This is a genomic window from Azohydromonas australica DSM 1124 (assembly GCF_000430725.1).
Taxonomy (GTDB): Bacteria; Pseudomonadota; Gammaproteobacteria; order Burkholderiales; family Burkholderiaceae_C; genus Azohydromonas; species Azohydromonas australica.
Genome location: NZ_AUMO01000037.1, coordinates 141,268 through 167,226 on the forward strand (window position 1 = coordinate 141,268; position 25,959 = coordinate 167,226).

Sequence of the window (25,959 nt, forward strand, 5' to 3'; positions counted from 1 at the left end):
AAGACTTCAAGGGGACAACTTTTGGGCTTTCTTGAGCCTTTAGCGCCAGTAGAACTCCCAAAAGTTGTCTCCCTTGGGCGGTCTTGACCTGCGTGGACTCCGCGCTGGCTCACAGGTGGAGCTGACTGTCGAGCCATGGGCAGAGGCGGCTGGCAATATGCGCCCAAGAACCTATGGGCTGGGCAAGTTCAAGATTTCTTGCGCGGTACCCCTGGCGGCGGCGCACTACTTGGCTGACCTCGCCGTTCCAGCAATGGCTGCAGCACGTCGTCCAGCGTGGATCCAAAGGCGCTAGCGACCTTCATCAGCTCGTCTAACGTCCAGTCGTCGGTGCCCAGCACCATGCGATGCGCCTGCGAGTAGCTGATTCCAAGGATCGCTTCTACGGTCCGCGAGTGCTTTCGCGTGGGAACTTCCTTGCTGGACAAAAAATTCGCGACGCATTGCGCCGCCCGCGCCTTGGCTGGCGCGTCCGTTTTTTTTTCATGCATGTCTATTTTTTTGCTCCTCTTCATTTTAGATATGCGACCACGGCTGACCTCTGCACTACATGAGGTTGTTTCCAAGGGAAACATCCAGCCCGGCTGCTAACCACCGTTTACCGGGGTGAGCATTTACCAGCAGATCGTGCCGCATCTCCCGTGGATGATGAAATTTCCATCGCATGGAAATTTCACTGATGCAGCCCCCTTTCCAACAGTTCAAACATGGAGTAGGGGCTGCGTGTGCTGCCCTCGGGTTATTGGCACCCTTCGCTGCCAAGGCCTTCGATGGTTGCAGGGTCATCCTATGCTTGGGCGGCCAGTGGAGTTCCATCCAAGAGTGCGTGCCCGATGTACGGGAAGCGTTGAAATGCATGTCGCGCGGCAAGTGCTGGCCGACATGCGAGGACAGCAACTCGACGCTTGCCTGGGCCTCAGCGCCTGACTGCCCCGACCAGTACGGCGTCTACGAGTACGACATCTATGGCAATCGGATCAAGGTCGGCTGCACGAAGAGCGGTGTGATCGACATCGCGTCCAACGGCAACCCGCAGTGGACGCGGGTGTGGTGGACGTACGGTGGCGAAGAAAACGCCGTGATCCAGTACAGCGACGAAGCGCGGGCCCTGTACGGCAACTTCATCAATCCGCAGTGGGACATCGACCTCGCAACGTGGATTGCCACGCAGCCTCCACCGCTGGTTCTGCCTGACCCAGGCAACGGAGGCAGCTAATGCTGCCCACCGACGTGCCCCCTGTGGATCCGGCCACGCTGATGCAGGTCATCGAAACCTGCGCGCCCGAGGTTCACCCGCTGACGATGCGCAAGGTGCTCAAGGTCGAGTCCGGCGGCAACGTGCTCGCCGTCAGCATCAACGGCGGCGTCCAGCTCGCGTGGCAGCCGCGCAGCCTGGCCGAGGCGGTTGTCACGGCCCGCGACCTGCGCCGCCGCGGCTTCAACTTCGATGCCGGACCCTGGCAAATCAACATCAAAAACTGGGATTGGTTGGGACTCAACGAATCCACCGTCTTCGACGCGTGCGAGAGCGCCCGCGCCGCGCAGCGCGTGCTGCTGGACTGCTTCACCCGCGCACCGGCCACTGACCCGCAGGCGGCTTTGAGGATGGCGCTCAGTTGCTACAACACCGGCAGCCATCGCGCCGGCTTTCAAAACGGCTACGTCGTGAAGGTGCTGCGGGCGCCCGTGGTCGTTTCTCCCGTACCCGCAGCACTCAAGGAGCGTGCACCGTGAAAGCCATTGCCATCAATCAGCGTTTGACCTGGCGCGATGTCCTGGCGTGGGCGTCGATCTTCGTGATGCTGGTCGCCCCGATGCTGGCGCAGGCGCAAGGCCTGCCCGAGAAGCCTCGGACGCTCATGAACGAGATCGCCCTGTACGCCGTTGGCCTGGGCGCGTCGATCATCACCATCTGTGGTGTTATCGGCTTCAGCCGCATGGCTGCCAACAAGGCCCAATGGGCAGACCTCACGCCGATCATGTGGGGCGGCGCCGGCATCGGTGCCATCGCCATGCTGGCCGCGTACATCACCGCGCCATGAGCGTACAGGTCGAGCTCTACAAGGGCTGCACGCGGCCCGCCATGAAGTACGGCGTGCCGGTGCAGCCGCTGATGTACACGATGTTCGGCGGGCTGGTGGTCGGCATATGGGGCATGGTCTTCACGCAGTCGCCTTGGTGGATGTTGACCGTTTTCGGCGCAACCACTGGGGCGATCTTCTGGATGCGCCATGTCACCAAGCACGACCCGCAGAAGCTCGACCAGGTCGTCCGTGCGGCTGGCCTGTGGTGGCGTCACCGCCGCAGCCTCGCCTTCTGGAAGTGCCGCACCTACTCCCCCATCACCTACCACGGAGTCTCAGATGCTTGGCTGGACTGACGTCATGCGTCGGTCGCTGGCGTCACACGACGTGCCGGTCGCCCAGTGGGTTCCGGCATCGTCGCTTGTGAACGCCACCACCGTCATCACGCGCGCGGGCACCTACTTGCGCTTCTGGAAGCTGGAGGGCGTGCCATGGGAAACCGCCACCCCTGACGACATCGCCCGACACCACGAAGTGCACGTGCACTGGCTCAACAGCCTGGAAGGCGGCGCGTGGCGGGTCTACAAGTACCGCGTCCAGCGCTACGCGTACGCCCGCCTCACGCCCATCGCCGGGGCCTCCTACGCGGCGCTGCTCGATGAGGAGATCGCTCGGCGCAATGCCGAGCGCCCCTTTCTCGTTTCGGAGATCTACCTCGTTCTGGAGTTCATCCCCGAGCGCGTGCGCGGCAAGAACCGACTGGGCAGCGACCGCCGCACGCCGGCCCAGATCGTCGACGACGAGTTTGCGGCCCTGCAGTCGCTGGACGAGGGCGGCACGTCGATGGAGCGCGCACTGAGCGCACATGAGCCTCGCGTGCTCGGCGAGTACCGGCACAACGGCGTCACGTTCTCCCAGCCCGCCGAGTTTCTCGGTTACACCATCAACGGCGAGTGGTCCCGCGTGCGGGCCGACTGCGGGTTCTTGCCGCAGGTGCTGCCGCGCAAGCGCATGGCGGCCAACGCTGGCGCTGTCGAGCTCATCGGCATCGCCGAGAGCCGTTTCGCCGCGATGTTGGACGTCAAGGACTACGTCAACGTCGAGCCGGGCGTGCTCAACGGATTGCTGCTGGAGCCGGTGGAGTTTCTTGAGGTTCAGGCTTGGGAACCGATGTTGCGCCGGGACGGCGTGGCGTCCATGAAGCGCCAACACAATTTCCTGCTCGCCACGGAAGATGTTTCCGTCACCCAGCGCGAGCGACTGCAGGCCGGCATGGACGCCGTCGAGGACGGACGCGAGTCGCAGGGCTGGTACGGCTACGGCCTTGCGATCTTCGGTGCGTCAGCGCAAGCAGCGCTCAACCTCGCGTCCAGCATCGTCGGCTCGGTCATGCAGGACGCCCACGGCCTGCAGATGGCGAAAGTCGACCTGCTGCCCGACGACGCATGGAAGTTCCAGTGCCCCGGCAACTTCGACAAGCGTCCGCGCAAGGTCGAGATCACCAGCAGCGCCTTCGCGGCGCTGTCGCCTGATCACGGGATGCTGCTGGGCAAGCGGTTTGGCAATCCATGGGGCGAGGCCTGGAACCTGCATCGGACGGCCAGTGGCCGCGCCTTCATGGCGAGCGTGCATGAATCGAACCCCAAGCTGGACGAGGAGGGCAAGCCGCTGTCGGGTGACGTCCTGCTGACCGGAGTGAAGGGGTCGGGCAAGTCCTCGCTGCTGTGCGTGTACATGGTGCTGGCGCAGCGCTTCTACCCCGCGCCCCGGATCCTGCTGTTCGACAAGGACCGCAGCAACGAGATCTGCATCCGGCGCATGGGCGGCAAGTACTTCCGGCTGCAGATCGGCGAGTACACGGGCATCAACCCCTTTCGTCGCCCGCGTGTCGGCGAGCCCACGCCGGGCGACGAGAACCACTGGTACGAGCTCGTCCTGCGCTGCGCCGACACGCCCCAGGTCGTTTCCTCGCCCGACGAGAAGGCCGACCTGCGCCGCGCGATCCATGTGGTGGCCGGGATGCCGGCGCACATGCGCGGGCTGACCCGCATCCGCGAGAACCTGCGGGTCAAGACGTCGAAGGGGCCGGGACTGTCACTGTTCGAACGACTCGGCCCCTGGTGCCGCGGCGCCGCGTTGGGCTGGGTGTTCGACGGGGAGGACGTGCTGCCCGATGCGCGCGAGGCCGAGATCATCGGGTTCGATTATTCCGAGTTCCTGGACCGCCCCGAACTGCGCGGTCCGATCACGCTGGCGCTGCTGCACTACCTCGACCAGATGATCGACGGCCGCCGGTTGATGCTGGTGTTCGAGGAGGCCTGGAAGGTGCTCGACGACGAGGAGCTGGCGCGCAAGGCCCGCGACGTCATGAAGACGCTGCGCAAGAAGCACGGGACCATTTGGCAAATTACCCAGGAGCCCGCCGACTCGGTGCTGTCCACCTACGGGCGCACGATGGTGTCGCAGACATCGACCTTCCTGGCGCTCGGCGACCGGGGTGCCAAGCGGGAGGTCTATGTCGACAAGATGTTCTGGACCGAGGAGGAGACCCGGATCATCCGTGGACTCAACCTCGACGGCGGCCACAAGTTCCTTTTCAAGCAACCCAGCACGGGTACCTCCGTCGTCCTGGAACTCGATCTCACTGGACTGGATGACCACCTGGTCATCCTCTCCGGCACCGAGGACAACGTCCGCTTGCTCGACGAGATCAGGGCCGAGGTTGGAGACGACCCCGCCGACTGGGAACCCATCCTTCTGGAGCGCGTGCGCCAGCGCAAGGCTCGCGCGCATGACCACCACCTCAGGAAAGTTGCATGAAGTACTCCGTTCTCCTCGCGCTGGCTGGCGCACTGTCCTTCTCGGTCATGGCTGCACCCATCGAGCTGCCGCCTGAGCCCAAGTACAAGCTGCCGCCGTCGCCGACGTGGTGGGCCAAGGGCACAACGCTGCCTGCATACGTCATCCAGACCTCGACCGGACCTGTGGAGTGCCCCGACCGGTTCTACGACCCGGCGGCGTGCCGGCCTTACGTCCAGGGCAAGGACAAGCGCATGAGGGTGTTCGTGCGCAAGGAGGGCGAATGGATGATCTGCCCACGCCCGAAGGGCCGCGAAGGCTGCGTCGGCATGCGCCAGACGCCTAACTGGGTCGAGCAGGACTGACGCCATGGACGGCATCGTCTGGCTTGGGCGCTACATCGACAACGCCGTCTTCGGCTACGTCATGGGCCGGATAGCGTTGCTGTGCGCGTGGCTGGGGCCGATCCTGGCCTCGGTGATCATGATCTGGGGCACAGGGGTCTTCCGTGCAACCGCGACGGGCCAGGTGCCACACGCCATCGGCACCTTCTCCTGGGATGCTTTTCAGAAGGCCTGCGTGGTGGCAGTGGCAACCATCACGGGCGTCTTCAACTACGTTGTTAGCGACTTCATCGAATCCCTGGCCGGCGGGGCGATGCTGACGTTCTTCACCGCGCCGGGTAACGCGATGCAGAACAACGCGGGTGACGTGTGGGCGGCCATTCAGGGTGTCGATGTCCGCTCCTGGGACTTGGTCGTCATCGTCGCGCGGGACTTCGCGGTGGGCCTGGACATGCTCATCGGACTCGCTGCCGTCGTCATGATGTCCATCGGCGTTGCTGCGTTGGAACTCGTCGCCATCGGCGTAACCGTCCAGGCCAAGGTGTTCCGCCTGTTTGTGCTGATGCTGGGACCCATCGCCATCGGCCTGACGCTGATCAAGCAGACCACAGGACTCTTCTTCTCCTGGCTGCACATGCTTTTGAGCATGGTCGTACTCACCTGGGTGACGTACTTCTGCCTCGGTGTCGCGCTCTTCGCCGCCACCAACTTCGTGGACAGCGCCAAGGCGGGGCTGGATGCCGACAACGTCCTGAAGATCGCGGGCGGTTTCGTCGTCCTAATGCTGTCGCTGGCTGCCGTGCTGTGGAACGCGCCCAACCTGGCCACCGGCATTACCGGCGGCACGCCGATGCAGCTGGGCTCCCAACTGGTGATGCAGGCCGCACAGACCTACCTGCAGATGCAAAAGCCCAAGGGCGGCGACGGTGCCGGCAATTCGCTCGGCAAGGCCACGCCGGCCGCAACCGTCGGCTATGCCGCTGGCCACGCCATGGCCAGTGCCGGGCGCTGGGCCTACCAGTCGATCGCTTCCCGCGGTCGTTCCAACCCCTGACAAGGAGCCACCGTGAACGCACTTCGAACCAAGCTCGCAGCGCTGGCGCTGGCCGCCTCCGCTACCGCCGCTCCCGTCCAGGCGCAGATCCCGGTGACGGACATCCTGGCCAACCTCAGTTGGCTGCAGGAACTGCTGGACAACGTCATGGAGATCGAGCACCAGATCGAAATGATCCAGGGCCAGTACCGGCAGTACGCGGCATTCACCGGGGACAGAGGTTATGGCCGCCTGCTGCGCAACACTGGCCTCGACACTTACCTGCCGGCCGACGCGATGGCATTGGTCGACGCCGCCGATCTCGCCACCATGTCGCCGGCGGCGCGAGCCCTGCGCGGCAACGGCCCCAACGTCTGCCTCAGCCTGATGCCGACGGCGCGGGGCATCTGCGAGCGCCAGGGGGCCATCCCCTACCAGAACTCGGCCTTGCTTCGGCAGGCGATGGGACAGCAGCGCCAGCGCGTCGCGCAGATTCGCGGGTTGCTGGACATGGTCAGTGGCGCGAGCGATCCGGCGGCCATCGCACAACTCAGTGCCCGCATCGAAGGCGAGATGTCCGCGGCGAGGCAGGCCGACGCGGAGATCGCCACGCTGCAGGCCGTGGCCGAGCAGGACGAGCGCATTGCTGCCACGCAGCGGCGCGAAGCCATGCTGCAGAACCTCAACCGTGCCGGCGGGCTGCGCATCGCCGCCGACCCCACCGATTTCTGATCGGAGGACGTCGTGGGAAAAGCTTCGGAGGACCCGGTCCCGACCCTCCCCAACGTGAACCCCGACCTGGTCGTGCGCGCCATGCGCAACCGCTCCGAGCGCATCGCGTGGTGGGTGGCCGGCGGGCAGTTCGTAGCACTCATCGTGGGCCTGGCCTGGCCGCGCGTGTTCCCGCCGGCTCCGACGGTCGATTACCAGCCGGTGTACGTCAACGAGTTTGGCCAGAAGCGGCTTCCCAGCCAGTTGACAGTCGAGAACCTGACGCCGCAGGAGGCCTCGCACAAGCACGACCTCGAGCGCTGGGCAGTTGCCTACCACTCGTACAGCTACGACTTCCTGCCGCGCGACTGGCGTACCGTCGAATGCACCAGCCCGGCGGGCATCTTCAACGAGTACAAGGCGCAGTTCGAGCAGCCCGGCACCGAGGACTACATCGACGTCAACGGCACGAAGGCGAACATCGTGCGCTATGCCAAAGCGACCAGCACGACGCTTCTGGGCCCGAACAAGACCGGCGGGTACGACGCCCGCATCGAGATCGAACAGAAGGTCGTCCACCGCGACCGCCAGGCTGACCAGCAACCCAGGCCGAAGTACTTCGTGCTCACGGTGCAGTACCGCTACGACCCGAGGATGAAGCTGGGTCCCGAGTGCCGCTCGGAGAACGCGCTGGGGTTCGTCGTGACGGTGCGGCGTGCCGACTCGCAACTCGTCACTCCGGTGAAGGCAGGAGGGAGTGCGCCATGAGACTCGCCGCAGCCACGACGCTCATGCTGGCGCTGCAGGCCGCCGTCGCAGCCAGTGAGGGACCGATCCGCGTCATCACCTACGACCCCACCAAGGTGATCAATGTGCCGGTGGCGCGCGGCGTCCCCACGCATATCGAATTTGAGGAGGGCGAGAAGATCACCTCCCCGCCAGCCGCTGGCCTGGCCTCAGTGTGCCGCACCTCCGCAAAGGACAGCACTAGCAACGGCACGGCACAGACCGCCGAGGTGTCGCCTGACGCCTGGGACCTGTGCGCTCCCAAGGACGGCCGCAACCTGTTTATCAAGCCCACTTCCAGTGGCTGTTTCACCAAGAGCCTTCCAACAGAAGACGGCAAGCCCCCGCGCACGGTCACGCACTGCTACCCCAACCCGGTGGCGGTGGTGACCAACCGGCGCAGCTATTCCTTCTCCTTCAACGTGGTGGGTAACCCCGCGCTGGCGGTGCAGCGGCTGACCATCCAGTCGCCCAAGCCGCCCGAGCCCGATCCGGCGACCCTGGCCATGCAGCAGAAGGTCGCGATAGCGATGGCACTGGCTCCGAAAGAGGAGGACGTCATCCAGGCGCGCATGGCGCTGCCGCCGCTGGTGCGCAACGCCGCCTATTCGATCGCGCTGGGCCGGGACAGCGAGGACGTCCGCCCCGTGGCGGTCTTCGACGATGGCCGCGCGACGTACTTCCACCTGCCCGGCAACCGCCCCAAGCCGGCGGTGTTCAAGGTCAACCCCGACGGGTCGGAGGAGCAGGTCAACCCGCGGTTCGACCTCGCCACCGAGTACCTCGCTGTTGACCAAGTAGCGCACGGCTGGCGGCTGCGCCTGGGGGCCGAGAAGGGTTCGCCAGTGGCATCGGTCAGGAACGAGGCATACGACCCGCAGGGCGTCGCGCCCGTGGCCGGCAGCGCCGTCGAAGGCGTGCGCCGGGTGGTGCGCAATCCGCGCACCGGCAATTTTGAGGAGCGCAGCAATTGAGCACGATCAGCACGCCGCAGTGCGGCACTGCCGCCGCGCCAGCCCCGCAGGGCATCCCCAGCGTTGCCGGGCTGGCCAAGAAACGCTCGCAGCGCCGCCGCTGGATCACGATGGGTGTCGTGGGCGCCGCTGTCGCCAGCATCGGCGGTGGCGCGGTCTGGTACCTGCACGACGCCGTTACTGGCAAGTTCAAGGTGGTCAAGGAGGAGCGGGGCCCCAGTCCGGTCGGAGCCACTGAAGGCGTTGCGCCGGCCTTCGTGTCACCGCCCAGGAAAGCCTCCGCGCCTGATCAGGCTGCATCAGCGGCGTCCGAGCCCACGAAGCACAAGGTTCCGCCACCCGAACCACGTGATGACGAGATCAGCCCGATTCCTATCAAGGGAGGAGGCGGGTCTCCTTCGCCCAAGCCCCGCCGCGACCCGCGCGACGGTCCGATGATGGTGATCTCCAAGGGCAACGTGGTCGACACGCGTCTCCTGGCCGCGGTTCAGATGTCCGGCGCCGATCTCGACCAGCGCCGGCAGGAGCTGCAGCAACGGCGCGAGCACTACCAGCGGCAGATCGACACGCTGATGGCGCGCACCCAGGCGATGGTGGACCAGCGGGCCGCCCAGGCTACCCAAGCCGCGCCGGGCGCTTCGGCGCCGCTTCCTGGCGCTGCGGCTTCCGCACCGGCCAGGTCGAACCCGATGGCGACAGCGACGGTGGTGGCCGACCAGTTGACCGACAGCACGCTAACACTGCCGTTCGGCTCGGTCATGCAATGCACCTCGCTCACCAAGGTCGCCACGACGGTGGGTGGCCCGTTCTCCTGCCTGGTTGCCCGCAACGTCTACGGCGCCGACCACAAGATCGTTCTGATCGAGGCCGGGTCGATCCTTGAAGCCGAGTACGACGCGCAGAGCGTGCGGCTGGGCGTCAACGCCATCCCCATCAACAAGCTGCGCCTGCGCACACCCGCGCCCAACAGCATCCTGATCGACCTGCCGGCCAGCGTTACCGGGCCGCTTGGCGAGGGTGGGCTGCAGGGGCACATCAACAACCGATGGGCCGAGCGGCTGGGCCCAGCGATCTTCCTCTCGCTCATGAGCGACACCGCCAAGTTGCTGATCGCCCGCGAGTCCGACGGTGCCACCGGCAACACGGTGGTAATCGGCAGCGGCACGCTGCAGCAAGGTGACCGGCTGGCCACCGACGTTGCAAGGCGCACCTTGGACATCCCGCCCGTCTTCACCGTCAACCAGGGTGCGACGGTCTACCTGCACATCAAGCAGAACGTGGACTTCTCCAAGGTCTACGCGCTGCGCGCCTCCCGCTGAAAAGGTGCGCCATGACTACGCATGATGATTACGGCGACCCTTCCGCCTCGGTGCGGCACCTGATCGCACCGCTGCAGCGCTTCCTCGACGCCGACGGCGTCACCGACATCGTGATGAACAGGCCCGGCGAGGTGTTCATCTACTCCAACACCGGCTGTGAGTGCATCGCCGTGCCGGAGATGGACTTCGAGCGCTGCATGTCGCTGGCGCAGGCGGCGGCGACGTTCTCCACGCAGGTGGTGACCGACTCGACGCCGCTCCTCGAGGCCGCGTTGCCAGGCGGGCAGCGCCTGGGACTGGTGATGCCGCCAGCCTGCACGCGCGGCACGGTGGCGATGGTCATGCGCCGGCCGCCAGGGAAGATCATCACGCTCGACGAGATGGAGGCGCAGGGAATGTTCGACCGCGTCGCGCCGCAGTGCGACGGGCTGCAGGAGCATGAGCGGCGGCTGCTGGAACTCAAGCGCGACCGGCTCAACAAGCTCTTCCTGACCGAAGCGATACGCTACCGCAAGACCATCGTGGTGTCCGGCCACACCGGCAGTGGCAAGACGTCCATCCAGCGCGCACTGGCCGAGTACATGCCGCGCGACCGGCGGATCATCACCATCGAGAGCGCCGCCGAGGTGGACACCCCGAACCACCCCAACGCGCTGCACCTCTTCTGGTCCCAGGGCGGGCAGGGCGTGGCCGAGGTGACGCCGCGCCAGTTGCTCACGATCGCGCTGCGGCTGCGCCCCGACATCATCCTGCTGGCCGAAGTGCGCGACGAGGAGTGCTACTACTTCGTGCGCGCGGCGGCGTCGGGCCACCCGGGCAGCATGACGACGTTGCATGCGGCAACGCCGGCCCTGGCCATCGAGCAGATGGCATTGATGATCCGCCAGTCCAGCGCAGGCGCGGGCCTCACGTTCAGGGAGATCAAGCGGCTGCTGCTGCTGACCATCGACGTCATCGTCCAATTCGGGAACGAAGGTGACGGCCGCTTCGTGCAGGACATCTACTACGACCCCGAACTGAAGCGCCGGCTGGCTGCTGAAGGAGGCATGTGATGGGTGCAATCGAAACGGCCTCAGGCACAGATGCCCTGCGCTCGCTGCTGGTCCTGACGATGTTCGCCGTGGGCATCGGCATCGCCATGGGATGGATGGTGCGCAGGTTCCACGGGGCGCTGCAGCAGGCATTCCCAAGCGCGGCGAAGCTGCCGCCGCGCCACATGGTGGTGTTCGTGGCGCTGCTCGGGGCGGTGGTCGCGGTGATCGTGCTGGCCTTCCAGTGGGCCGGCGGCGCCACGATGCAGAGCCTGCTCAAGAGCGCCGGCTTCGCAGCGTTCACGCTGGTGCTGACCTGGGGTGTGGCCGAGCTGTTCCTGGCCCTCAAGACGCCCGAAAGCGACGCGTCGGCGGTGGCAATGAACGTCGGCAAGGTCGCCGGATTGGCGGTCGTCGTCGGCGTGCTCACGTTCGCGGCGCTGTGGCTCTCCGGCATGGCGTTCCTGGCCTTCAACAAGACCGACCCGCGCCGGGCGCACTGGGATTCAACGCTGCGCTACTGGTCGCAGTACAGCGAAGATCCGGCGCAGGAGAAAAAGCTGGTGCTGTCGCTGGCGCTGGCCTTTGGGCTTTGCTACGTGGCCGTCCCCGGTGCGTTCGCAGCGGCTATGAAAACGTCGCGCCCGACCTACGGCAACGCGCGCTTCGCCACCAAGCCCGAGATCCGCACGGCTGGGCTTCTGGCGGGGGACGGGCTGATCGTCGGCAAGATCGACAACGAGTACATCACTTTTCCTGGTCAGCAGTTCGTTGCGATGGTTTCACCGCCGCGCATGGGCAAGGACGTCGGTTTTGTCACGCCCAACCTCTTCCACCGCCCAGGATCGGCGATCGTCTTCGACATCAAGGGCGAGCAGCGCGACAGAACCTCAGGATTCCGTGCCGCGCACGGGCAGGAGGTCTATATCTTCGCGCCCTTCGACACCGACGGCTGCACCGCCCGGTGGAATCCGCTGGCCGCGATCCGCACTGACAGGCGGCTGCGCGTGAAGGACATCCTCAAGCGCGGGCAGGTGATCTACCCGAACGACACCACGAAGGTCAGCGACGCCGGCAACTTTTTCGCCGACCAGGCACGCAACCTTTACCTGGCGCTGGTGCTGTACCTGCTGGAAACCCCAGAGCGCCCGCGCACGATCGGCGAGATGCTGCGCATCGTTCAGGGCGACGGCAAGCCGGTACGTGACACGATCGGCGACCTGATCAACGAGCGCGAGAAATCCGACCGTCCGCTGTCGTACGACTGCATCGCGGCCTTTGGCCGCTTCCTGGCGAATGCCGCCGAAAACACGCTCACCGGAATCGTCGGCACGTTCCTGGCACCGCTCACACCGTTTGCCGATCCGGTCACGGATGCGGCCACCAGCGCCAGCGACTTCGACTTGGGGGACGTGCGCAAGCGGCGCATGACGATCTACGTGGTGCTTCCGTTTGACGAGCTGGAGCCGGCCCGGCTGCTGCTGAATCTGTTCGTGACGGAGATGGTGAGCCTCAACGTGCGCGAGCTGCCCTCGCAGAACAAGGAGCTCAAGCACGTCTGCGACGTGTACCTCAACGAGTTCACCGCCGCTGGCCGCATTGACGTGATCGCCCGCGGCATTGGCTTCATGCCGGCCTACAACCTGCGCCTGATGATCATTATCCAGTCGGTGGCGCAACTGGAGGCGACCTACGGCAAGGAGATGGCGCGGGCCATCATGACAGCCTGCGGCTGCCATATCGTGTTCGCACCGAACGAGCAGGCAGACGCCGAGGCGTACTCCAGGCGGCTGGGCACCTTCACCGAGCGCAAGGTCAGCAAGGGCCGCAGTACCTCGTCGGGCCACCACAGCAGCACCAGCCGCTCGCTCAACGAAAGCGAGCACGCGCGGCCGCTGCTGCTGCCGCAGGAGGTCAAGGAGATCGGCCCCGACAAGCAGATCATCTTCATCGAGAACCAGTTGCCGATCCTCTGCGAGAAAGCGCGCTTCTTCGAAGACCCGATCATGCTGTCGCGGGTGATGGATCCGGTTGTCGTCGAGCCGATCGACCTTGAGCTGCACCTCGCCCGCGCCGCCACGCTCACACGCCCAGTGAAGCCCGAGGACGGCGACACGAAGGACATGCCGATGGAGAAGATCGCCATCCATGTTGAAGACCTGCCACCGCCGCCGGATATCACGCCGGACACGCCAGATGAGGTCGTTGACGAATGGATGGGCGGCTTCTTCGCGCGGATGGCCCAGCCGGAGCCTGAGGCGGCGCCGGTTGATGAGCCGCCCAAGAAGCCGCGCGCCGAAGCCAAGGGCAGCGAGGGCATCGGCGTTGACATCACGGTTGGCAAGGACGGCAAGGTTTCACTGGTGGCCAAGCCGGTGGGCCGCAAGCGGCGCCCGAAGGGTGAAAGCGAGGCTGACCAGGTGGATGGAGAAGGGCCACGCCTCCCTGCCGTGACAAGCACGGCCGATCAGGACATCTCGGTCGAGCCCAATGGCCTGGTCGAAGTGGTACCCAAGAAGCCGGTGAACCGCAAGCGGCGGCCGAAGGGCGAGGGCGAGGCTGACCCTGCAACAGGGGCGGAACCGCACATTTCCACGGTGGCAGGCTCAAACGGTCAGCGCCAGAAGGTTGACGCCGATGGCGTCATCGAAATGGAGCCGGCGCAGCATGGCGCCAAGGGTGGCGATGCCGCCGCACCCAGGAGCGAGCCCGATGACCTCTGGCACGACCTCAACCTGGATGTGCTTGAGAACAAGCCGAATCGCCCGGCACCGGGCATGCGACAGGAGCGAGCATGAAACTTCCCTCCCACATTCGGCGCGCCGGTGTTTGCGCGATCCCTGTTTTCTGACCAAGGGGCAAACCATGCGAATCCTCAGCCTCACCTTTCTGGCCGCAGCAGCGGTGCTTGCCGGCTGCGCCTCGGCGCCGAAGCCGCCCATGGCGAACGAGGCCAGCCGCCAGCCAGCCAACGACCCGGCGCACATCGAGGCGCTGAAACTGCGCGCGGAGATGGAACGTGCCCGAGTCGGCCTGCAGATCGCCGCGCAGCAGGCGAAGTCGATGCAGATGCTCACCGAGGCGCAGGCGATGGCGCGTCCGGTGGCCTTCCGCCCCGGCAGCGGCGTAAGCAGCGCCAGCAACGGCGCCAACACGATCTACACCGTGCGTTTCAGCAGCGGCAGTACGAAGCTGGCGCTGGCGCCTGCCACACAGCAGTCACTGGTCAAGGCGGCGAGCCAGGGAGCACAGATCGTGCTGCGCGGGCGCACGGACTCGGAACGCGACGATGCCGCCAACGCGCGCGTGGCGAGGCTACGCGCCGAAGCGGCCAGGGTGTTGCTAGTGCAGGGGGGAGTGCCTGTCTCAAGGATTCGGGCAACCTGGCAGGGCGCAGGCGACACGGTGGCCAGCAACGACACGGCCGAGGGCAGGGCATTGAACCGACGCGTCGAGATCGAGGTGTACGCGGCTGAGCCGCAGCCGGGCTCCCTGGACGACCCGCGCGCCACCGTCGCGCAGCGGCAGTGAGCCCACAAGCGACGCTGAGAGGCTCCTCTATGAACGATCAAACGACTCCGGACAAGCTGCTGCTCGTACGCGTGCAAGACGATCTGCACGGCGCTCGGCACGATGGCAACCAGCTCTCGCTGCACTACACGCGCACCGGCGGCTCTGACCGCAATACGCTGCACTGGTCGGTCAACTCCATCGTGAACGACACGCCCTACGGGGCCTTCAACGTCAGCCGCGATGGCGACTTCAAAGGCCGGATCGTCGTAATCGCAGACCCGAAGGACATGCCCATACCGGCGGGCTGGAATCAGGTCGATGCTTGGTGGCGGCTGCGCGGTGAGCGCGACGCTGATGGTCGGTTGCACCGCAGCCTGCCCGTAGGAGATGCAACGATCGTGGCACCGGTAGGGACGCAAGTGCCAGAGGGTGCCAAGGCCGTGTTCTATGAGGGCGGCATTGAGGCACGCGACGCGGCGGTCAAGCAGGTCTTCGCTGAGCGAGGCGCCGATTTTCACCAAGGCAATTTTTGGGGCTGGACCGGGCATGGGCAACTGCACGAAGACTGGCAGCGCGAGACAGCGGCTCGCCTGTGGCCCGGCCAGGAGCAGCACATCCACCTCGGCGCACACCAAGGCTCTCTGGATCATCAACTCGAGAACGCGACCCTGGCCGGCTACGTGCAGGCCATGAAAGAGCATGGTCGCCTCTACGACCACGCGTCCGGCGCGCAGGAACCGTATGTCGATGTGATGAGCCGGCGGGCAAATGCTGCACGAGAGGACGTTCACAGGCTGCTGACGCAGGTCGCCACGCCGGTGGAACGCCCGCTGATCGAGGCCCATTACCAAGATCAGCTCCAGCGGATCGACAGGCAACTGCAGGACGGCCGGGACTTGGACCAGAAGTTGATAGCCCTGCTGCAACCTGCACCGGCTGCAGAGGGCCAGAAAGTGCCACCGCCTTTGCCAGAGGTCAACCAGACACTACCGCCACTGCTGCAGCAGGCGCAGATGCCGCCCCCTCTGCCGCAGGAGCCCCCGTCCATTGCTGCGCAGCGCGAGGCAGAGCCATCAAGCGCTCAACTGGCGAAGGCGACCATCAAGAGCTACGAGGTCTCTGGCGCTTTCGAGTTGATCGCTCAGGGCCGTGAACCTCGCTTTTACGACAGCGCGCAGTTGGCCGGAGAAGCGTTCTACGCTGCACGCCGCGAGGAGCAGCCACGTGTGATTCAACACGTGGTCGATGGCATTGAGGACAGAACGGGAAAGTACGAAAACCAGACCACCCGCACGATCGCGATCACAGCGCCGGGAGCGGACGGCAAGCTGCAGCACGTCTTCCTGGATGACTCGCAGGAATTTCGTACCGGCTACGAGGCTGCGCGTCGGCGCATGCCCGCCAAGGCTGTGGAGACAGAGGACTTGGCCCAGTCCACTCTTGAACCTGTACCTCAGCAACAGGCCGTCTCTCTGCAGTCTCCTGCTGCCGAGCCGTCGCGGCAGCCTGAAGTTCCGACCCTTACTACCTCAGCAGCGACCGAGCCGAAAGGACAGCCTGTGAGCGACCAGCAAGCTCCCACCCAACCGCAGCAAGAAGGACCGGCGATGAACTTGACGCGCCTGCAGGTCGACGGTGTAGATGTTGGACGCCTGGCGTTCGAGAAGCACTCAACCGAGCACGGGGTGTTTGTCGATCTCACTGTGCTGGACCGCAACAACCAGCCGCTGACGGAATTCAATGGAGTGGACAAGAACGACCTGACCAAGGTCCTTGGCCCGACGGTGGGGCATGAAGTTGCGAAGTTCAACGGCCGCACTGGCGAGCTCTCCGGCCAACAGCTCGACGTTCCGGCAACAGAGGTTCAACGCCCGATTGACATCCTGCAACCCACCCAGGCGGCACCTGTGAAAGCCAAAGTGAGGACCGAGCGTGCCGCGCGCAAACAGGAGTCTGTCGCGCCCAAGCGGGCCGTGCTTACGGGACGGCAGATGGAGATCAACGGGCTGCCGGTGGAGAGGCTGGCATTTGCCAAGAAGCAGACGCCCGCAGGCCTGCGCTACGAGGTCGCTGCTTATGGGGCAGGAGAAAAGTTGCTGGGCAAACATCCGGCGCTGCGGAAGGAAGACCTGGCTGACCACCTCGGCGCGTCGCCGGCCAAGCATCTGCTGGGAGCCAGGGGTCGCAATGGCTCGCTGCGTGGAGACCAGCTGCAACTGCCGGCCGGTGAGCCCCGGCCTACGCAAAATCTCTCGTCCCAGCCGGATCAGGTAGCGAAGCAGGCGGTAGTGGAGGGTGCCACACAGGCGGTGGCACGGGAGGTCGTGGAACAGGTCGCCGCCACAAAGCCATCACCGGAGGTGGCGCCAGTGCAGGAATCACAGAAACGCTCACCCTTGCCCGAGCAGGAAACCACGGCACCAGCACCTTCCCAAAATGCCTCACCTGAAGCTGGCCAGGAGACACTGGCACCAGGCCAAAGCGCTGCGCCCGTCGTAAACAGCATTGAACGCTACGACGGGCCTACCCGGGTGCACCAGCCGGAAGCACCTGCGCCTCAGAAGGCTGCGAAGCAGCAAGAAGCACCTGCTCGCCAGGCAGCGCCAGCCGCGCAGACCCAAGATCAGCAGCCGGTGCCAAGCAGCCAACCCGTCCCAGCCGAAGATGCAGGGAAAGCTGCCGCCGAGAAGCGCCGGCAGGAGCTGCTGGCATCCCTGGCGCAGCGCTTCACCATCAATGCCGGCGAGTACCGATTCCGCAGCGAACAGCAACGCGTGGCTTTCGTCGACCGCGAGAAGACGGTCACCACGGACCGCAATGAGCCCGAGGTCGCGCGTGCGATGGTCGATCTTGCCGAGGCCAAGGGCTGGAAGACAGTGCAGCTCAAAGGCACGGAGCCATTCCGCGCCGCGGCATGGATGGAGGCGGCGGTACGTGGCTTGAAGTCGGTGGGCTACGAACCGACCCGGGCCGATCTGGTCAGGCTGCAGGAACGCATCAAGGACCAGCAGGTCAACCGAGTTGAGCTCGGCCAGGAACCGGACGCGGCGCGCCAGCCGCCGGCGCAACAGCAGGCGCGCCAGCCGGTGAAGCCGACGGAACTGTCCGAGGCGGACCGGTACAGCCGGGCGCAGGCTCTTGGGGTTCTTGAGGCGTACCTGAAATCGCAGAACACTCCGCCCGAGAAGATGGCCACCTTGATGGCCCGGGGTGGGGAGTGGCTGGATAAGCAGGCGGCGCTGGGCAAGGGATACCCGACGGCGCAGGTGTACGACATGAATGCCCAGCGCCAGCGCCAGGTTCACATCCAGCCGCAGCGGGAGCAAGCGGCGCCGAGCCGAGCGCGGTAAAACTCAGGCCCTGGAGAAAGAAGCCATGCGAGCCGAGATGCGTCATCGTCTGGCGGTGCTCGACGCCGTTGGCTGGCCCGTGGCGGTGCTGGCATGGCTGCTGCACTCCAACGACCGCATGGGCGGCATCCTCCTGCTGTTCATGCTCTTGGTGTTCGTCTGGGGCGTGCGCCGGCTGCAGTGGGCTCTCGATGACGCGCAGGGCATCGACCGAGGGCGCACGCGTGTGTTTTGGTTTCCGGGGCTGGTCTGGGTGCGCCACGAGGCCCAGCGTGGCCCATACCAGTTCCTGACCGTGCGTCTCGCGAAGTGGGCCTTCTACGCGGCAGTTTTCGGCTTGGTCCTGTGGACCTCGGCTTACGTGAAGTGACGTCCCCGCGGAAACGATTGCGCCTCGGGATTGCAATCTCTGGCGGACTTCAGGAAGTTCTCGTGAAGGAGATTGACAATGGAGCGAGTTCAAGTCTTCAACTACTGCGCGCACGCTATCGAGGATTTGAAGGAACTGTCAAAAGCCACGAAATTCACGGCGCCGCGGTCATCAAGGGCCATCCAAACCGTTATCTCGATGCTTCGCAACAGCATCAAGTTTTTGCTTCCCAATTGCTGCGAATTGATTGATCCCGAGGATTTCAGGCAAGCCCACCTGGACATGGCGCGCTTGCCTTATCCTTGTGTCGCATTCGAGGCTCCTTGGGAAAAGGAAAACGTATGTCTGAGAATGGGAGAGTTTGCGGAAGCCTTGTCCACCAGACGGATCGCATTGTGTTGGGAGTCTGATCCAGCCAACGAGGTTTTCCCGGGCAGCAACGACTGGCTCGAATATTATCCCGACGGCGGGGTCTTCGTGCTTCCCGTCTATTACAGCGACGACCATAGGCAATGGATGGTTGGCGCTGGTGGACTGTTCATCCCGCACAGCAACTTCATCCGCAAGGCAACCTTTGAACCGAAACTGCCCGGTTCCTTGATTGCCAAGGAAACAAGAGTTCAAAATGGTGAAGCAAAGGCGAGCGCCAATGAATACCTGGCAGAGCCATTCGAGGTTTTGCCAGAAATGGTGGAGCAACTAGCCTACGCGTTTGGCAGCAGGGATAAAGCGACAGCCAATATCATATTGAATGCAAGCGACGAGGTCACCATGATGATCCAGGCATGCAGCGTCCTCAATTGTGCAAATGTCACCACTGTGGACATGCGGGCTGAGCCCGTCATCAACAGGAAGAGGATTGCACGCGGCAAGCAGCCTTTCTTTTCATACAAGGTGCTTCAGCTGAGCGCTGAACCGCAGACCCATGCTGTCGCTACGGTTGCAGGCGAAAAAGGCACCCATGCGTCTCCAAGAATGCATCTTCGCCGCGGCCATCTTCGTCGGCTCGAAAGCAAGAGCATCTGGGTCCGACACACAATGGTGAATGCCGGCTCGAAGCTGGGTGCGGTAGTGAAGGATTATCGAATCAACCGTTGAGTCTCGGCTTCGGGCATCAAAGGCTATCACCGCATTGCCAGACCCTCATGGTTTGATCTGGGCTCAGCCTCGTACCTCGTACCTTTTTGCGATCTTAGGCAGCCCTGTTTCACAACATACCGGGCCACAGCCCAAACATTCCGCTACCTCCTTGTTCCGGCCGCGCTGTTGAAGGGTGGAGCAGGGGGAGCCGTTTTTTCTGTCCGGCTTCGCGCTGTTTGAGCGGGGTGATAGAAAGCCCTGTTTCTCCTGCGCGCGCCGTGCCTTTGGGGGGAAGTCAGGGGAAGACAGCTTCCCTGCCCAGCCTTGTCTTTGTTTGCGCGTTCTCGGCGGTGGGAGGTGGGGGGAGGAGAAGAAAGGGCGATCAGGGGGAAGTGGGGAGGGAGAAGGGGTTGGTAGATCGATTACAGGTATGTTGTGCGTTTGGCTCCGCTGCTCCCTCCTCTCGGCCAGGCCTGCCACCGTAGCCCAGGCCGAACATCAGGCATCCGGCCAGCGTGAAAACCAACGCCACCCTGCGACGCGATGCGCACAATGTGCCCAATGAAGCGCCTGCTCCTGGTCTTTACGCACCTCCTATGCCTGGGCACAGGTTTCGCGCTGGGCGTGTATCTGCTGCCCATCCTGATCGCGCCGCCCGCGCCCTCGTCCGCCGAGATCGGGGCGCTGTCGGCGACGGGCGCCTTCAAGGGCCGGTTCCGCCGCGAGTTGCAGGACAGCGACGCCCTGCACTGGGGCGAGGGCGAGGTGACGGTGGGCCCCAGGGCCGTCACGCTGGCCGGCAAGCTCGCACCCGGGCCGGACTACAAGCTCTACCTGTCGCCGGAGTTCGTGGAAACGCAAGCCGACTTCCAGCGCCTCAAGTCACGCATGGTCCGCGTCGGGGACGTGAAAACCTTCGAGAACTTCATCGTCCAGGTGCCGCCCACGATCGACGTCGCGCGATACAGCGCCGTCATCGTCTGGTGCGAGACCTTCAGCCAGTTCATCACGGCCGCCCGGTACAGGTAGCGCTTCAAGCACACAGCAGCAGATCGGCGGTGCGGGTCGGACCGCTGCAGGTGGCGCTGCAGGACGTGCAGCGGCTGCACATGGCGGCAGAGTTCGACTTCGGCGCAAATGCCGTCCGGCTCGAAGCAACTCACGGGTTGCGCAGCCGTGGGCGGACGTCAAGGTCTGAATCCTTGCGTGGCCGGGCTTTCACCGCCACCGCCAATGCGGCCACAACTGACCGGACGTGGCGGCCATTTTCTTGGTCCGCACCCGTTGAGCGCCGTCCTGACACGTACCTCCTCGCCAGGCCATGGATTCAGCCGCCCATGCGCACCAGCGGCGACGGCGGCTGCGCCGCCCCCGTGGGCCGGCCCTCGGCATCGAGCTCGATGCGGCCAATCAGCCCGCACGGGTGATCGGTGCGCCACATCGAAATCCGCAGCACCGCTGGCGTCAGCAGCTCATCGCCTGCGCCCCACAGCATCCGCTTGCACCCGACCTCCACGAAGCTCAAGACGCATGCTCCCTGGACTTCCTCAAGGGCGCGCGCGACGAACTGGACTTGCCGGGTGACGTTCTCTTCGCCCCAGGCCAGGTCCAGCACCGCGCGCTCGATGCCCTTGTCCAGTTCCTCGCTGCGGTAGGCGATCCACCTCAACCTGAAGCCGGACAGGCGCACGCCAGGCGCCTGATACCGCGCCGAGAACCGGTCATAGAAGGCACGCAACTGCTGCGGTGGCTGGGGATCGAAGGCGTCAGGCATGCCACGAGCGTGCCATGCATCCGCAGGCATCATCGCCCCCGTAGGCGAACGACCGGTGGCTCGGACTCAACCCCTCACCACGGTAACAGGCCATGGACCAAGGCAAGGCACGCGACTTTTGGCAGATCGTGGTGGACGGCGGGGCAACGCTGTGCAAGTTGCTGGATGCATCGCTCACCGACCAGGGACTCCAGGAGGGCCTGCAGCGCATCGGCCGGATCGTGCAGCGGCTGCGCGACGCCGCTGCCGACCTCGATCCGCTGCTGACCGTCGAGGTAGACCACGTGCCAGCCGCCGACGGTACGGTGCGGCGCATTTCCGTAAGCTGCAACCACGATCCCAACGGCATCGAGGCGGTGCAGGCGCTCGTGGCCGCGGCGCCGGCGATGCCGCCGCCTACGCGTTCTCGCAGCCGACGCCCAGGACCATGGCACGCAAGCTAACCTCATTGGAAATTCTCGGCCGGGAGATCCCAGTCCAACAAGTGCGCTCATGGCCGAGCCCAGCTCCACGGCGCCCGGGACGGCTTGCTCCGTGCTGAGCTCGGCCGTGATCGAGATGGGCCCGCAAGGCCTCCCCGGCGCCCTGGTGGCCGACGTCATGCTGAACATGGGGATTGGCGAACTGCGCGTGATGACGCGTGTCAGCCGTATCGGCATTGCCGTAACGGACCACGCGCCAACCAAAGCCATCCAGGCTTGGGACCTCGTGGAGATCATCGACAGCGCACCGGCGCATTGATGCGCTGACGCGCAATTACCAGGCATCGGCACTTCAATGCATCCCGGGCAATCGCTGGCCTACCCCTATGGGCCTTCAGTGCGATCTCGTCTCGGCCCTGGCCCGCGCCCTGGCTTGTGCCTCCATTTGCCGCTTTTGCCCGGCCACTACAACCTTGGCAATCCCGTCCGCCAGCACGACCGCCGTTCGTGCGGTGGTTAGACTCCTTGCGTGAAAGCATCCCTGGCCTCTTCAGCGTCGCGGTTGTTCGAGGCATCACCGCTGCGGCATGCTCAGTTCCGACTGTTCTATCTCGGCTCCATAGGAACGGCACTCGGCTACACGATGCAGACGACCATTGCCTCCTGGGTGATGGCAACGCTGACGCCGTCCCAGCTGATGGTGGCCCTGGTGCAGACGGCCAGCACCGCGCCCGCCCTTTTGTTCGGATTGATTGCCGGCGCGCTGGCAGACATCGTGGACCGACGCCGGCTCATCCTGGCCACGCAATGCCTGTTGCTGGCGTCTACCGTCATCCTGGGCGCAGCAACGCTCGCCGGATTTGTCGGCCCGATCCTGCTGCTGGCTCTCACCTTTCTGGTCGGAACCGGCCTGAGCTTGTACCTTCCGGCACAGGCAGCGACCATCAACGATCTCGTGTCAAGGGAAGATCTGCCGCGCGCCGTGGCCTTGGGTGCGGTGGCCTTCAACGTCGCACGCGCGATCGGGCCCGCACTCGCCGGAGGTATTGCTGCCTGGCTCGGCTCGGGCAGCGCCCTGGTGACCAGCGCGCTTTTCTTCATACTGATGGTCGTCGCGGTCTATCGAATAAGGAAGCGCGAGCGCACGCTGCCTGGGGTTCCGGAGACCGTGTTGTCAGGCGTCTTGAGCGGCCTGCGCTTCGCACGACATTCGCCGGCCATGCGCTCGCTGGTGGCTCGTAATGTCAGTTTCAGCCTGTGCGCTGCCGCGTTCTGGGCGCTGCTTCCCGTGATAGCACGCGACCAGCTGCAGCTCGGTGCCGGCGGCTTCGGACTGCTGTCGGCTGGTTTTGGCGCCGGTGCAATTGCTGGAGCACTGGCCATTCCTGGACAGCTGCAGCGTAGATCGCTGAACGTTGTCGTGACGGCCGGAACGATGCTGTGGATAGGCGCAATCGCCTTGCTGGCTGTCGTCGATGTCGTTGCCGTGGCGATCCTGGCGGCTTTCGTCGGCGGCACGGCATGGGTGTGCGTGCTGGCGAGCCTCTCGGCCGGAACCCAGAGCAGCGCGCCGGCCTGGGTTCGAGCGCGGGCCGTGTCAGTGAATCTGGTCTCTAACCAGGCGAGTCTTGCGCTCGGCAGCGCATTGTGGGGTGCCGTGGCCTCGGCAGCCGGAACTCAAGCCGCGCTGGTGAGCTCCGCCGTCACCATGCTCTTGCTGCTCGCCATCAGCCGCCGCGCACGGGTCGCTATGGGTGACAAGGCTGCTGTCACTCCGGGGGCACAGTTGCCGGAGCTGGCCATTGCCGTCGAGCCCGGACCAAAGGATGGCCCGGTGCTGATCCAGCTCGAATACCGGGTCGATGTCGAGCATCGCGAGGCGTTTCTTCGCGCCATTCACACCCTTGAGCCGGTACGCCGCCGCAATGGGGCCATCAGTTGGCGCGTCTTTCGCAACTTGGGGGAAGAGGGCGTCTTTGTCGAGCGGTTCATCCTTGCATCGTGGGCCGAGTACGTCAGGTTGCGCGCGAGGGCTACCATGGCGGACCGCAACCTGCTGCATGACGTCGAGAAGCTTGCGAGCGTTCCCGTGCGCATCTCGAGGTTGATAGGCATCGATCGTGAAAACGATGTACTTGGAAACGAAACTCGCCTTGGATAACTCGCTGCTGCTTGTTGCATGCCAGCGGCCCAACATTTCCGAGACTGTTGTCCATTTGAGCGCTGAATCGATTTCGACGCAGGTCCGGGCCCGCTATTCCTCAGGCCCGACAAGGTCCGTATACGTCAACTGATGTTTGTTGCTAGAGAAACGACTTCAATGGCTTCGATGGATCGCAGGCCATTTCAGGATCGGGATTGCTACCGGCCTCGAGCAGCTTGCGTGCGGCCATGTGGTCCAGCGGCGCGTTGACCGACTCCACGCACGTCAGGCGACCTCCGGCGTAGTGCAGGAGCGAGAAGCTGGCTTCGCTGGCGCCAGGGCGACGCAGGCGAATTCCGTCAGCCGGCATCAGCCCAGCCATCTGCAAGCGCAGGCTGCCCTGCTCGGACCAGAACCACGGCAGCGCCCGGTAGGGCTGCTGTGCGCCGGTGAGCGTCGCCACGGCAGCACGCGCCTGGTCGTTGGCGTTCTGCACCGACTCCAGCCGCAACCGCCGGCCGCTGGTGGGCTCAGGAAAGCTCGTGCAGTCGCCCACGGCCAGGATGGCCGGGTCACTGGTGCGCATGTGCTCGTCCACGACGATGCCGTTCTCGCATTCCAGACCCGCATCACTGGCCAGTTGGTGCTCCGGCACGGCACCGATGCCCAGCACGAGCAGGTCCACCTCCTGCCGCACCCCATCCGCGGCCAGCCCTATCAGTCGCGCGCCCTCGGTTTCGAAGTGGCCGACCGCCACGCCCAGGCGCACCTCGATGCCTGCGGCGCGGTGCGTGTCCAGCACGTGCTGCGCCAACTCTGGCGACACTGAGCGCATCAGCAGCCGCGGCGCTGATTCGAGCACCGTCACCGCTTTGCCCAGCGCACGCGCGGTCGCTGCGACCTCCAGGCCAATGAAGCCGCCGCCCAGCACGGTGACATGTGCCGAAGCGGCCAGCAGCATGCGCAGGCGCTGCGCATCGTCGGCATTGCGCAGCACTGCAACGTTGTCGAGGTCGGCGTGCAGATGGGGCAACTGCCGCGCGCGCGTGCCGGTGGCCAGCACGAGCCGGCCATAGGGAAGTTCCTGCCCGGAGTGCAGCAGCAGGCGACGTCGCGCACGGGCGATGGCCACGGCCGCGTCGGCTCGGTGAACCGTGATGCCGGACTCGTCAAACCAGGACTTGGCGCGGTGTTCCTGCAACGGCTCCTGGCCATTTTTCAGAAACGACTTCGACAGCGGTGGGCGCTGGTAGGGCAGCCATGTCTCCTCGCACACCAGGTGCACGCGAGCGCCTTGCCCCAACGCGGCCAAGCCTGCGCACACCTGCACGCCGGCATGCCCGCCACCCACGACAACGATGGGGTCCAGTTCATCCATGTCCATCTCCTGCAAATGTCGGGACTTCATCAGCCGCAGCCGGCGCAACATGCTGCTCGACGTAGCGCTGGGTGGCCACCTCCACCTCGGACAGGTTGTCATGCAAGCGCCTGAGCAGCGCCAGCAGCGCCTGTTGCTCCGGTCTGCTCAGCACCGACAGGAAGGCCCGTTCACGCTCCAGGGCAACGCCAAGGAGCAGGTCATGCAGCGCGCGACCCTTGGGGGTGAGCGTGGCAACGCGCAGGCGGCCATCGCTGGCGTCCAGCCCCAGCGTGATCAGACCGCGTGATTGCATTTCCTTGAAGCAGCGGCTCACCGCTGCCTTGTCCATGCCGATGACCCGGGACACCTGCTGCGCCGAGACCCTGTCCTGCGTGGCAAGCAGCACCAGGCAGCGCCAGATCTCGATGCCCACGCCAGAGAAAGCCAGGTAGTGCTGCGAGGCGCCGCGCGAGAGCTTGTTGGCGATCCACGTCAGGTAGGCTGGGACGTAGGCGTCGAGGTCCACCTGCGCTGGCCCTGGCGCCGCCTCGCACCGCTGGCTCGCATCGAGGTTGGAGGCCTCCATGCGGTCACGCCCTATTGCTGCCGCTGCGGCAGGCGCACCACCAGCCCGTCCAGTGCGGCGCTGAGCTTGATCTGGCAAGACAGCCGGCTCTCGGGCCGGCGCTCGTCGGCCGTGCATTCGAGCATTTCCAGCTCGTTGGCCAGAGGCGGCTCCAGCCGTGCCAGCCACACCGGCTCGACGTACACGTGGCAAGTGGCGCACATCGCCGAGCCGCCGCATTCGGCCACGATGCCGGCGATGCCTGCGCCGGTGGCAACTTGCATGACGCTGGCGCCCTCGACCGCCTGCACGGGCTGCTGGCGGCCGTCGGGATGGATGAACGTGACTTGAGGCATGGTCG

26 protein-coding genes are annotated in these 25,959 nt (G+C 65.1%); 21 read left to right on the plus strand and 5 right to left on the minus strand.

Features of this window, described 5'->3' with window-relative positions:
* Window positions 1-188 precede the first annotated feature (188 nt).
* Window positions 189-515, minus strand: a complete 327-nt coding sequence (locus tag H537_RS50710; protein ID WP_169516956.1) for a helix-turn-helix domain-containing protein — start codon at window positions 513-515, stop codon at window positions 189-191.
* 341 nt (window positions 516-856) lie between these two features.
* Here H537_RS50710 and H537_RS0105635 point away from each other — a divergent pair, with 341 nt between their 5' ends.
* The 18 genes from H537_RS0105635 (at window position 857) to H537_RS0105725 (ending at window position 20,363) form a co-directional block, all read left to right on the plus strand.
* Window positions 857-1,216 carry a hypothetical protein gene (locus tag H537_RS0105635; RefSeq protein WP_028997107.1) on the plus strand — a complete coding sequence of 120 codons (360 nt, stop codon included), beginning with the start codon at window positions 857-859 and terminating at the stop codon, window positions 1,214-1,216.
* Window positions 1,216-1,734, plus strand: a complete 519-nt coding sequence (locus tag H537_RS41445) for a lytic transglycosylase domain-containing protein (RefSeq protein ID WP_051241986.1) — start codon at window positions 1,216-1,218, stop codon at window positions 1,732-1,734. The genes H537_RS0105635 and H537_RS41445 overlap by 1 nt, the downstream gene beginning before the upstream one ends.
* Window positions 1,731-2,042: a hypothetical protein gene (locus H537_RS0105645; RefSeq protein WP_028997108.1), complete on the plus strand. Its 312-nt coding sequence runs from the start codon at window positions 1,731-1,733 to the stop codon at window positions 2,040-2,042. The genes H537_RS41445 and H537_RS0105645 overlap by 4 nt, the downstream gene beginning before the upstream one ends.
* Window positions 2,039-2,380, plus strand: a complete 342-nt coding sequence (locus tag H537_RS0105650) for a VirB3 family type IV secretion system protein (RefSeq protein WP_028997109.1) — start codon at window positions 2,039-2,041, stop codon at window positions 2,378-2,380. Before H537_RS0105645 ends, H537_RS0105650 begins: the two co-directional genes overlap by 4 nt.
* On the plus strand, window positions 2,274-4,844 hold the full coding sequence (locus H537_RS41450; protein ID WP_169516957.1) for a VirB4 family type IV secretion/conjugal transfer ATPase: 2,571 nt from the start codon (window positions 2,274-2,276) through the stop codon (window positions 4,842-4,844). Before H537_RS0105650 ends, H537_RS41450 begins: the two co-directional genes overlap by 107 nt.
* Window positions 4,841-5,188, plus strand: coding sequence for a hypothetical protein (locus tag H537_RS0105660; protein WP_028997110.1), 348 nt, complete (start codon window positions 4,841-4,843; stop codon window positions 5,186-5,188). The genes H537_RS41450 and H537_RS0105660 overlap by 4 nt, the downstream gene beginning before the upstream one ends.
* A gap of 4 nt (window positions 5,189-5,192) precedes the next feature.
* Window positions 5,193-6,221, plus strand: a complete 1,029-nt coding sequence (locus tag H537_RS0105665) for a type IV secretion system protein (protein WP_028997111.1) — start codon at window positions 5,193-5,195, stop codon at window positions 6,219-6,221.
* Window positions 6,222-6,233: 12 nt separating this feature from the next.
* A complete protein-coding gene (locus H537_RS0105670) occupies window positions 6,234-6,932 on the plus strand; it encodes a type IV secretion system protein (RefSeq protein WP_028997112.1) in 699 nt (232 codons plus the stop codon).
* Window positions 6,933-6,944: 12 nt separating this feature from the next.
* The gene (locus tag H537_RS0105675) at window positions 6,945-7,679 is read left to right on the plus strand and encodes a VirB8 family type IV secretion system protein (RefSeq protein WP_156901449.1); all 735 of its coding nucleotides are present in this window, start codon (window positions 6,945-6,947) and stop codon (window positions 7,677-7,679) included.
* A 23-nt stretch (window positions 7,680-7,702) separates the two neighbouring features.
* Complete coding sequence (locus H537_RS48915) at window positions 7,703-8,671, plus strand: TrbG/VirB9 family P-type conjugative transfer protein (protein ID WP_051241990.1); 969 nt, start codon at window positions 7,703-7,705, stop codon at window positions 8,669-8,671.
* Entirely contained in the window at window positions 8,668-9,990 is a 1,323-nt protein-coding gene (locus H537_RS48920; protein WP_051241991.1) for a TraB/TrbI/VirB10 family type IV secretion system protein, read from the plus strand. The genes H537_RS48915 and H537_RS48920 overlap by 4 nt, the downstream gene beginning before the upstream one ends.
* An 11-nt stretch (window positions 9,991-10,001) precedes the next feature.
* Complete coding sequence (virB11, locus tag H537_RS0105690; protein ID WP_028997114.1) at window positions 10,002-11,042, plus strand: P-type DNA transfer ATPase VirB11; 1,041 nt, start codon at window positions 10,002-10,004, stop codon at window positions 11,040-11,042.
* Window positions 11,042-13,819, plus strand: coding sequence for a type IV secretory system conjugative DNA transfer family protein (locus H537_RS48925; RefSeq protein WP_051241992.1), 2,778 nt, complete (start codon window positions 11,042-11,044; stop codon window positions 13,817-13,819). Before virB11 ends, H537_RS48925 begins: the two co-directional genes overlap by 1 nt.
* Before the next feature lie 67 nt (window positions 13,820-13,886).
* Complete coding sequence (locus H537_RS41470; RefSeq protein ID WP_064735922.1) at window positions 13,887-14,552, plus strand: OmpA family protein; 666 nt, start codon at window positions 13,887-13,889, stop codon at window positions 14,550-14,552.
* 29 nt (window positions 14,553-14,581) lie between these two features.
* Complete coding sequence (locus tag H537_RS0105705) at window positions 14,582-17,884, plus strand: LPD7 domain-containing protein (protein ID WP_028997115.1); 3,303 nt, start codon at window positions 14,582-14,584, stop codon at window positions 17,882-17,884.
* Window positions 17,885-17,909: 25 nt separating this feature from the next.
* On the plus strand, window positions 17,910-18,254 hold the full coding sequence (locus H537_RS48930; RefSeq protein WP_028997116.1) for a hypothetical protein: 345 nt from the start codon (window positions 17,910-17,912) through the stop codon (window positions 18,252-18,254).
* 78 nt (window positions 18,255-18,332) lie between these two features.
* Window positions 18,333-19,352, plus strand: a complete 1,020-nt coding sequence (locus tag H537_RS52400) for an AcrVA2 family anti-CRISPR protein (RefSeq protein WP_156901452.1) — start codon at window positions 18,333-18,335, stop codon at window positions 19,350-19,352.
* A 543-nt stretch (window positions 19,353-19,895) separates the two neighbouring features.
* Window positions 19,896-20,363 carry a DM13 domain-containing protein gene (locus H537_RS0105725; RefSeq protein ID WP_028997117.1) on the plus strand — a complete coding sequence of 156 codons (468 nt, stop codon included), beginning with the start codon at window positions 19,896-19,898 and terminating at the stop codon, window positions 20,361-20,363.
* A gap of 298 nt (window positions 20,364-20,661) precedes the next feature.
* On the opposite strand, the gene H537_RS0105730 is transcribed toward H537_RS0105725, so the two are convergent.
* Entirely contained in the window at window positions 20,662-21,108 is a 447-nt protein-coding gene (locus tag H537_RS0105730) for a hypothetical protein (protein WP_028997118.1), read from the minus strand.
* A 92-nt stretch (window positions 21,109-21,200) separates the two neighbouring features.
* Between H537_RS0105730 and H537_RS0105735 the strand changes: the two genes are divergently transcribed.
* From H537_RS0105735 to H537_RS41475, 3 genes are all read left to right on the plus strand, one after another.
* Entirely contained in the window at window positions 21,201-21,551 is a 351-nt protein-coding gene (locus tag H537_RS0105735) for a hypothetical protein (protein WP_028997119.1), read from the plus strand.
* A 49-nt stretch (window positions 21,552-21,600) separates the two neighbouring features.
* Window positions 21,601-21,849: a hypothetical protein gene (locus H537_RS0105740; protein ID WP_028997120.1), complete on the plus strand. Its 249-nt coding sequence runs from the start codon at window positions 21,601-21,603 to the stop codon at window positions 21,847-21,849.
* 210 nt (window positions 21,850-22,059) lie between these two features.
* Entirely contained in the window at window positions 22,060-23,691 is a 1,632-nt protein-coding gene (locus H537_RS41475; protein ID WP_084150469.1) for an MFS transporter, read from the plus strand.
* Window positions 23,692-23,833: 142 nt separating this feature from the next.
* On the opposite strand, the gene H537_RS0105750 is transcribed toward H537_RS41475, so the two are convergent.
* From H537_RS0105750 to H537_RS0105760, 3 genes are read right to left on the minus strand one after another with little or no spacing between them, the layout of a single operon-like run.
* On the minus strand, window positions 23,834-25,042 hold the full coding sequence (locus H537_RS0105750) for an NAD(P)/FAD-dependent oxidoreductase (RefSeq protein ID WP_028997121.1): 1,209 nt from the start codon (window positions 25,040-25,042) through the stop codon (window positions 23,834-23,836).
* 1 nt (window position 25,043) lies between these two features.
* Complete coding sequence (locus tag H537_RS41480; protein ID WP_064735917.1) at window positions 25,044-25,619, minus strand: MarR family winged helix-turn-helix transcriptional regulator; 576 nt, start codon at window positions 25,617-25,619, stop codon at window positions 25,044-25,046.
* Between the two features lie 11 nt (window positions 25,620-25,630).
* Window positions 25,631-25,954, minus strand: coding sequence for a 2Fe-2S iron-sulfur cluster-binding protein (locus H537_RS0105760; RefSeq protein WP_028997122.1), 324 nt, complete (start codon window positions 25,952-25,954; stop codon window positions 25,631-25,633).
* Between the last annotated feature and the right edge of the window lie 5 nt (window positions 25,955-25,959).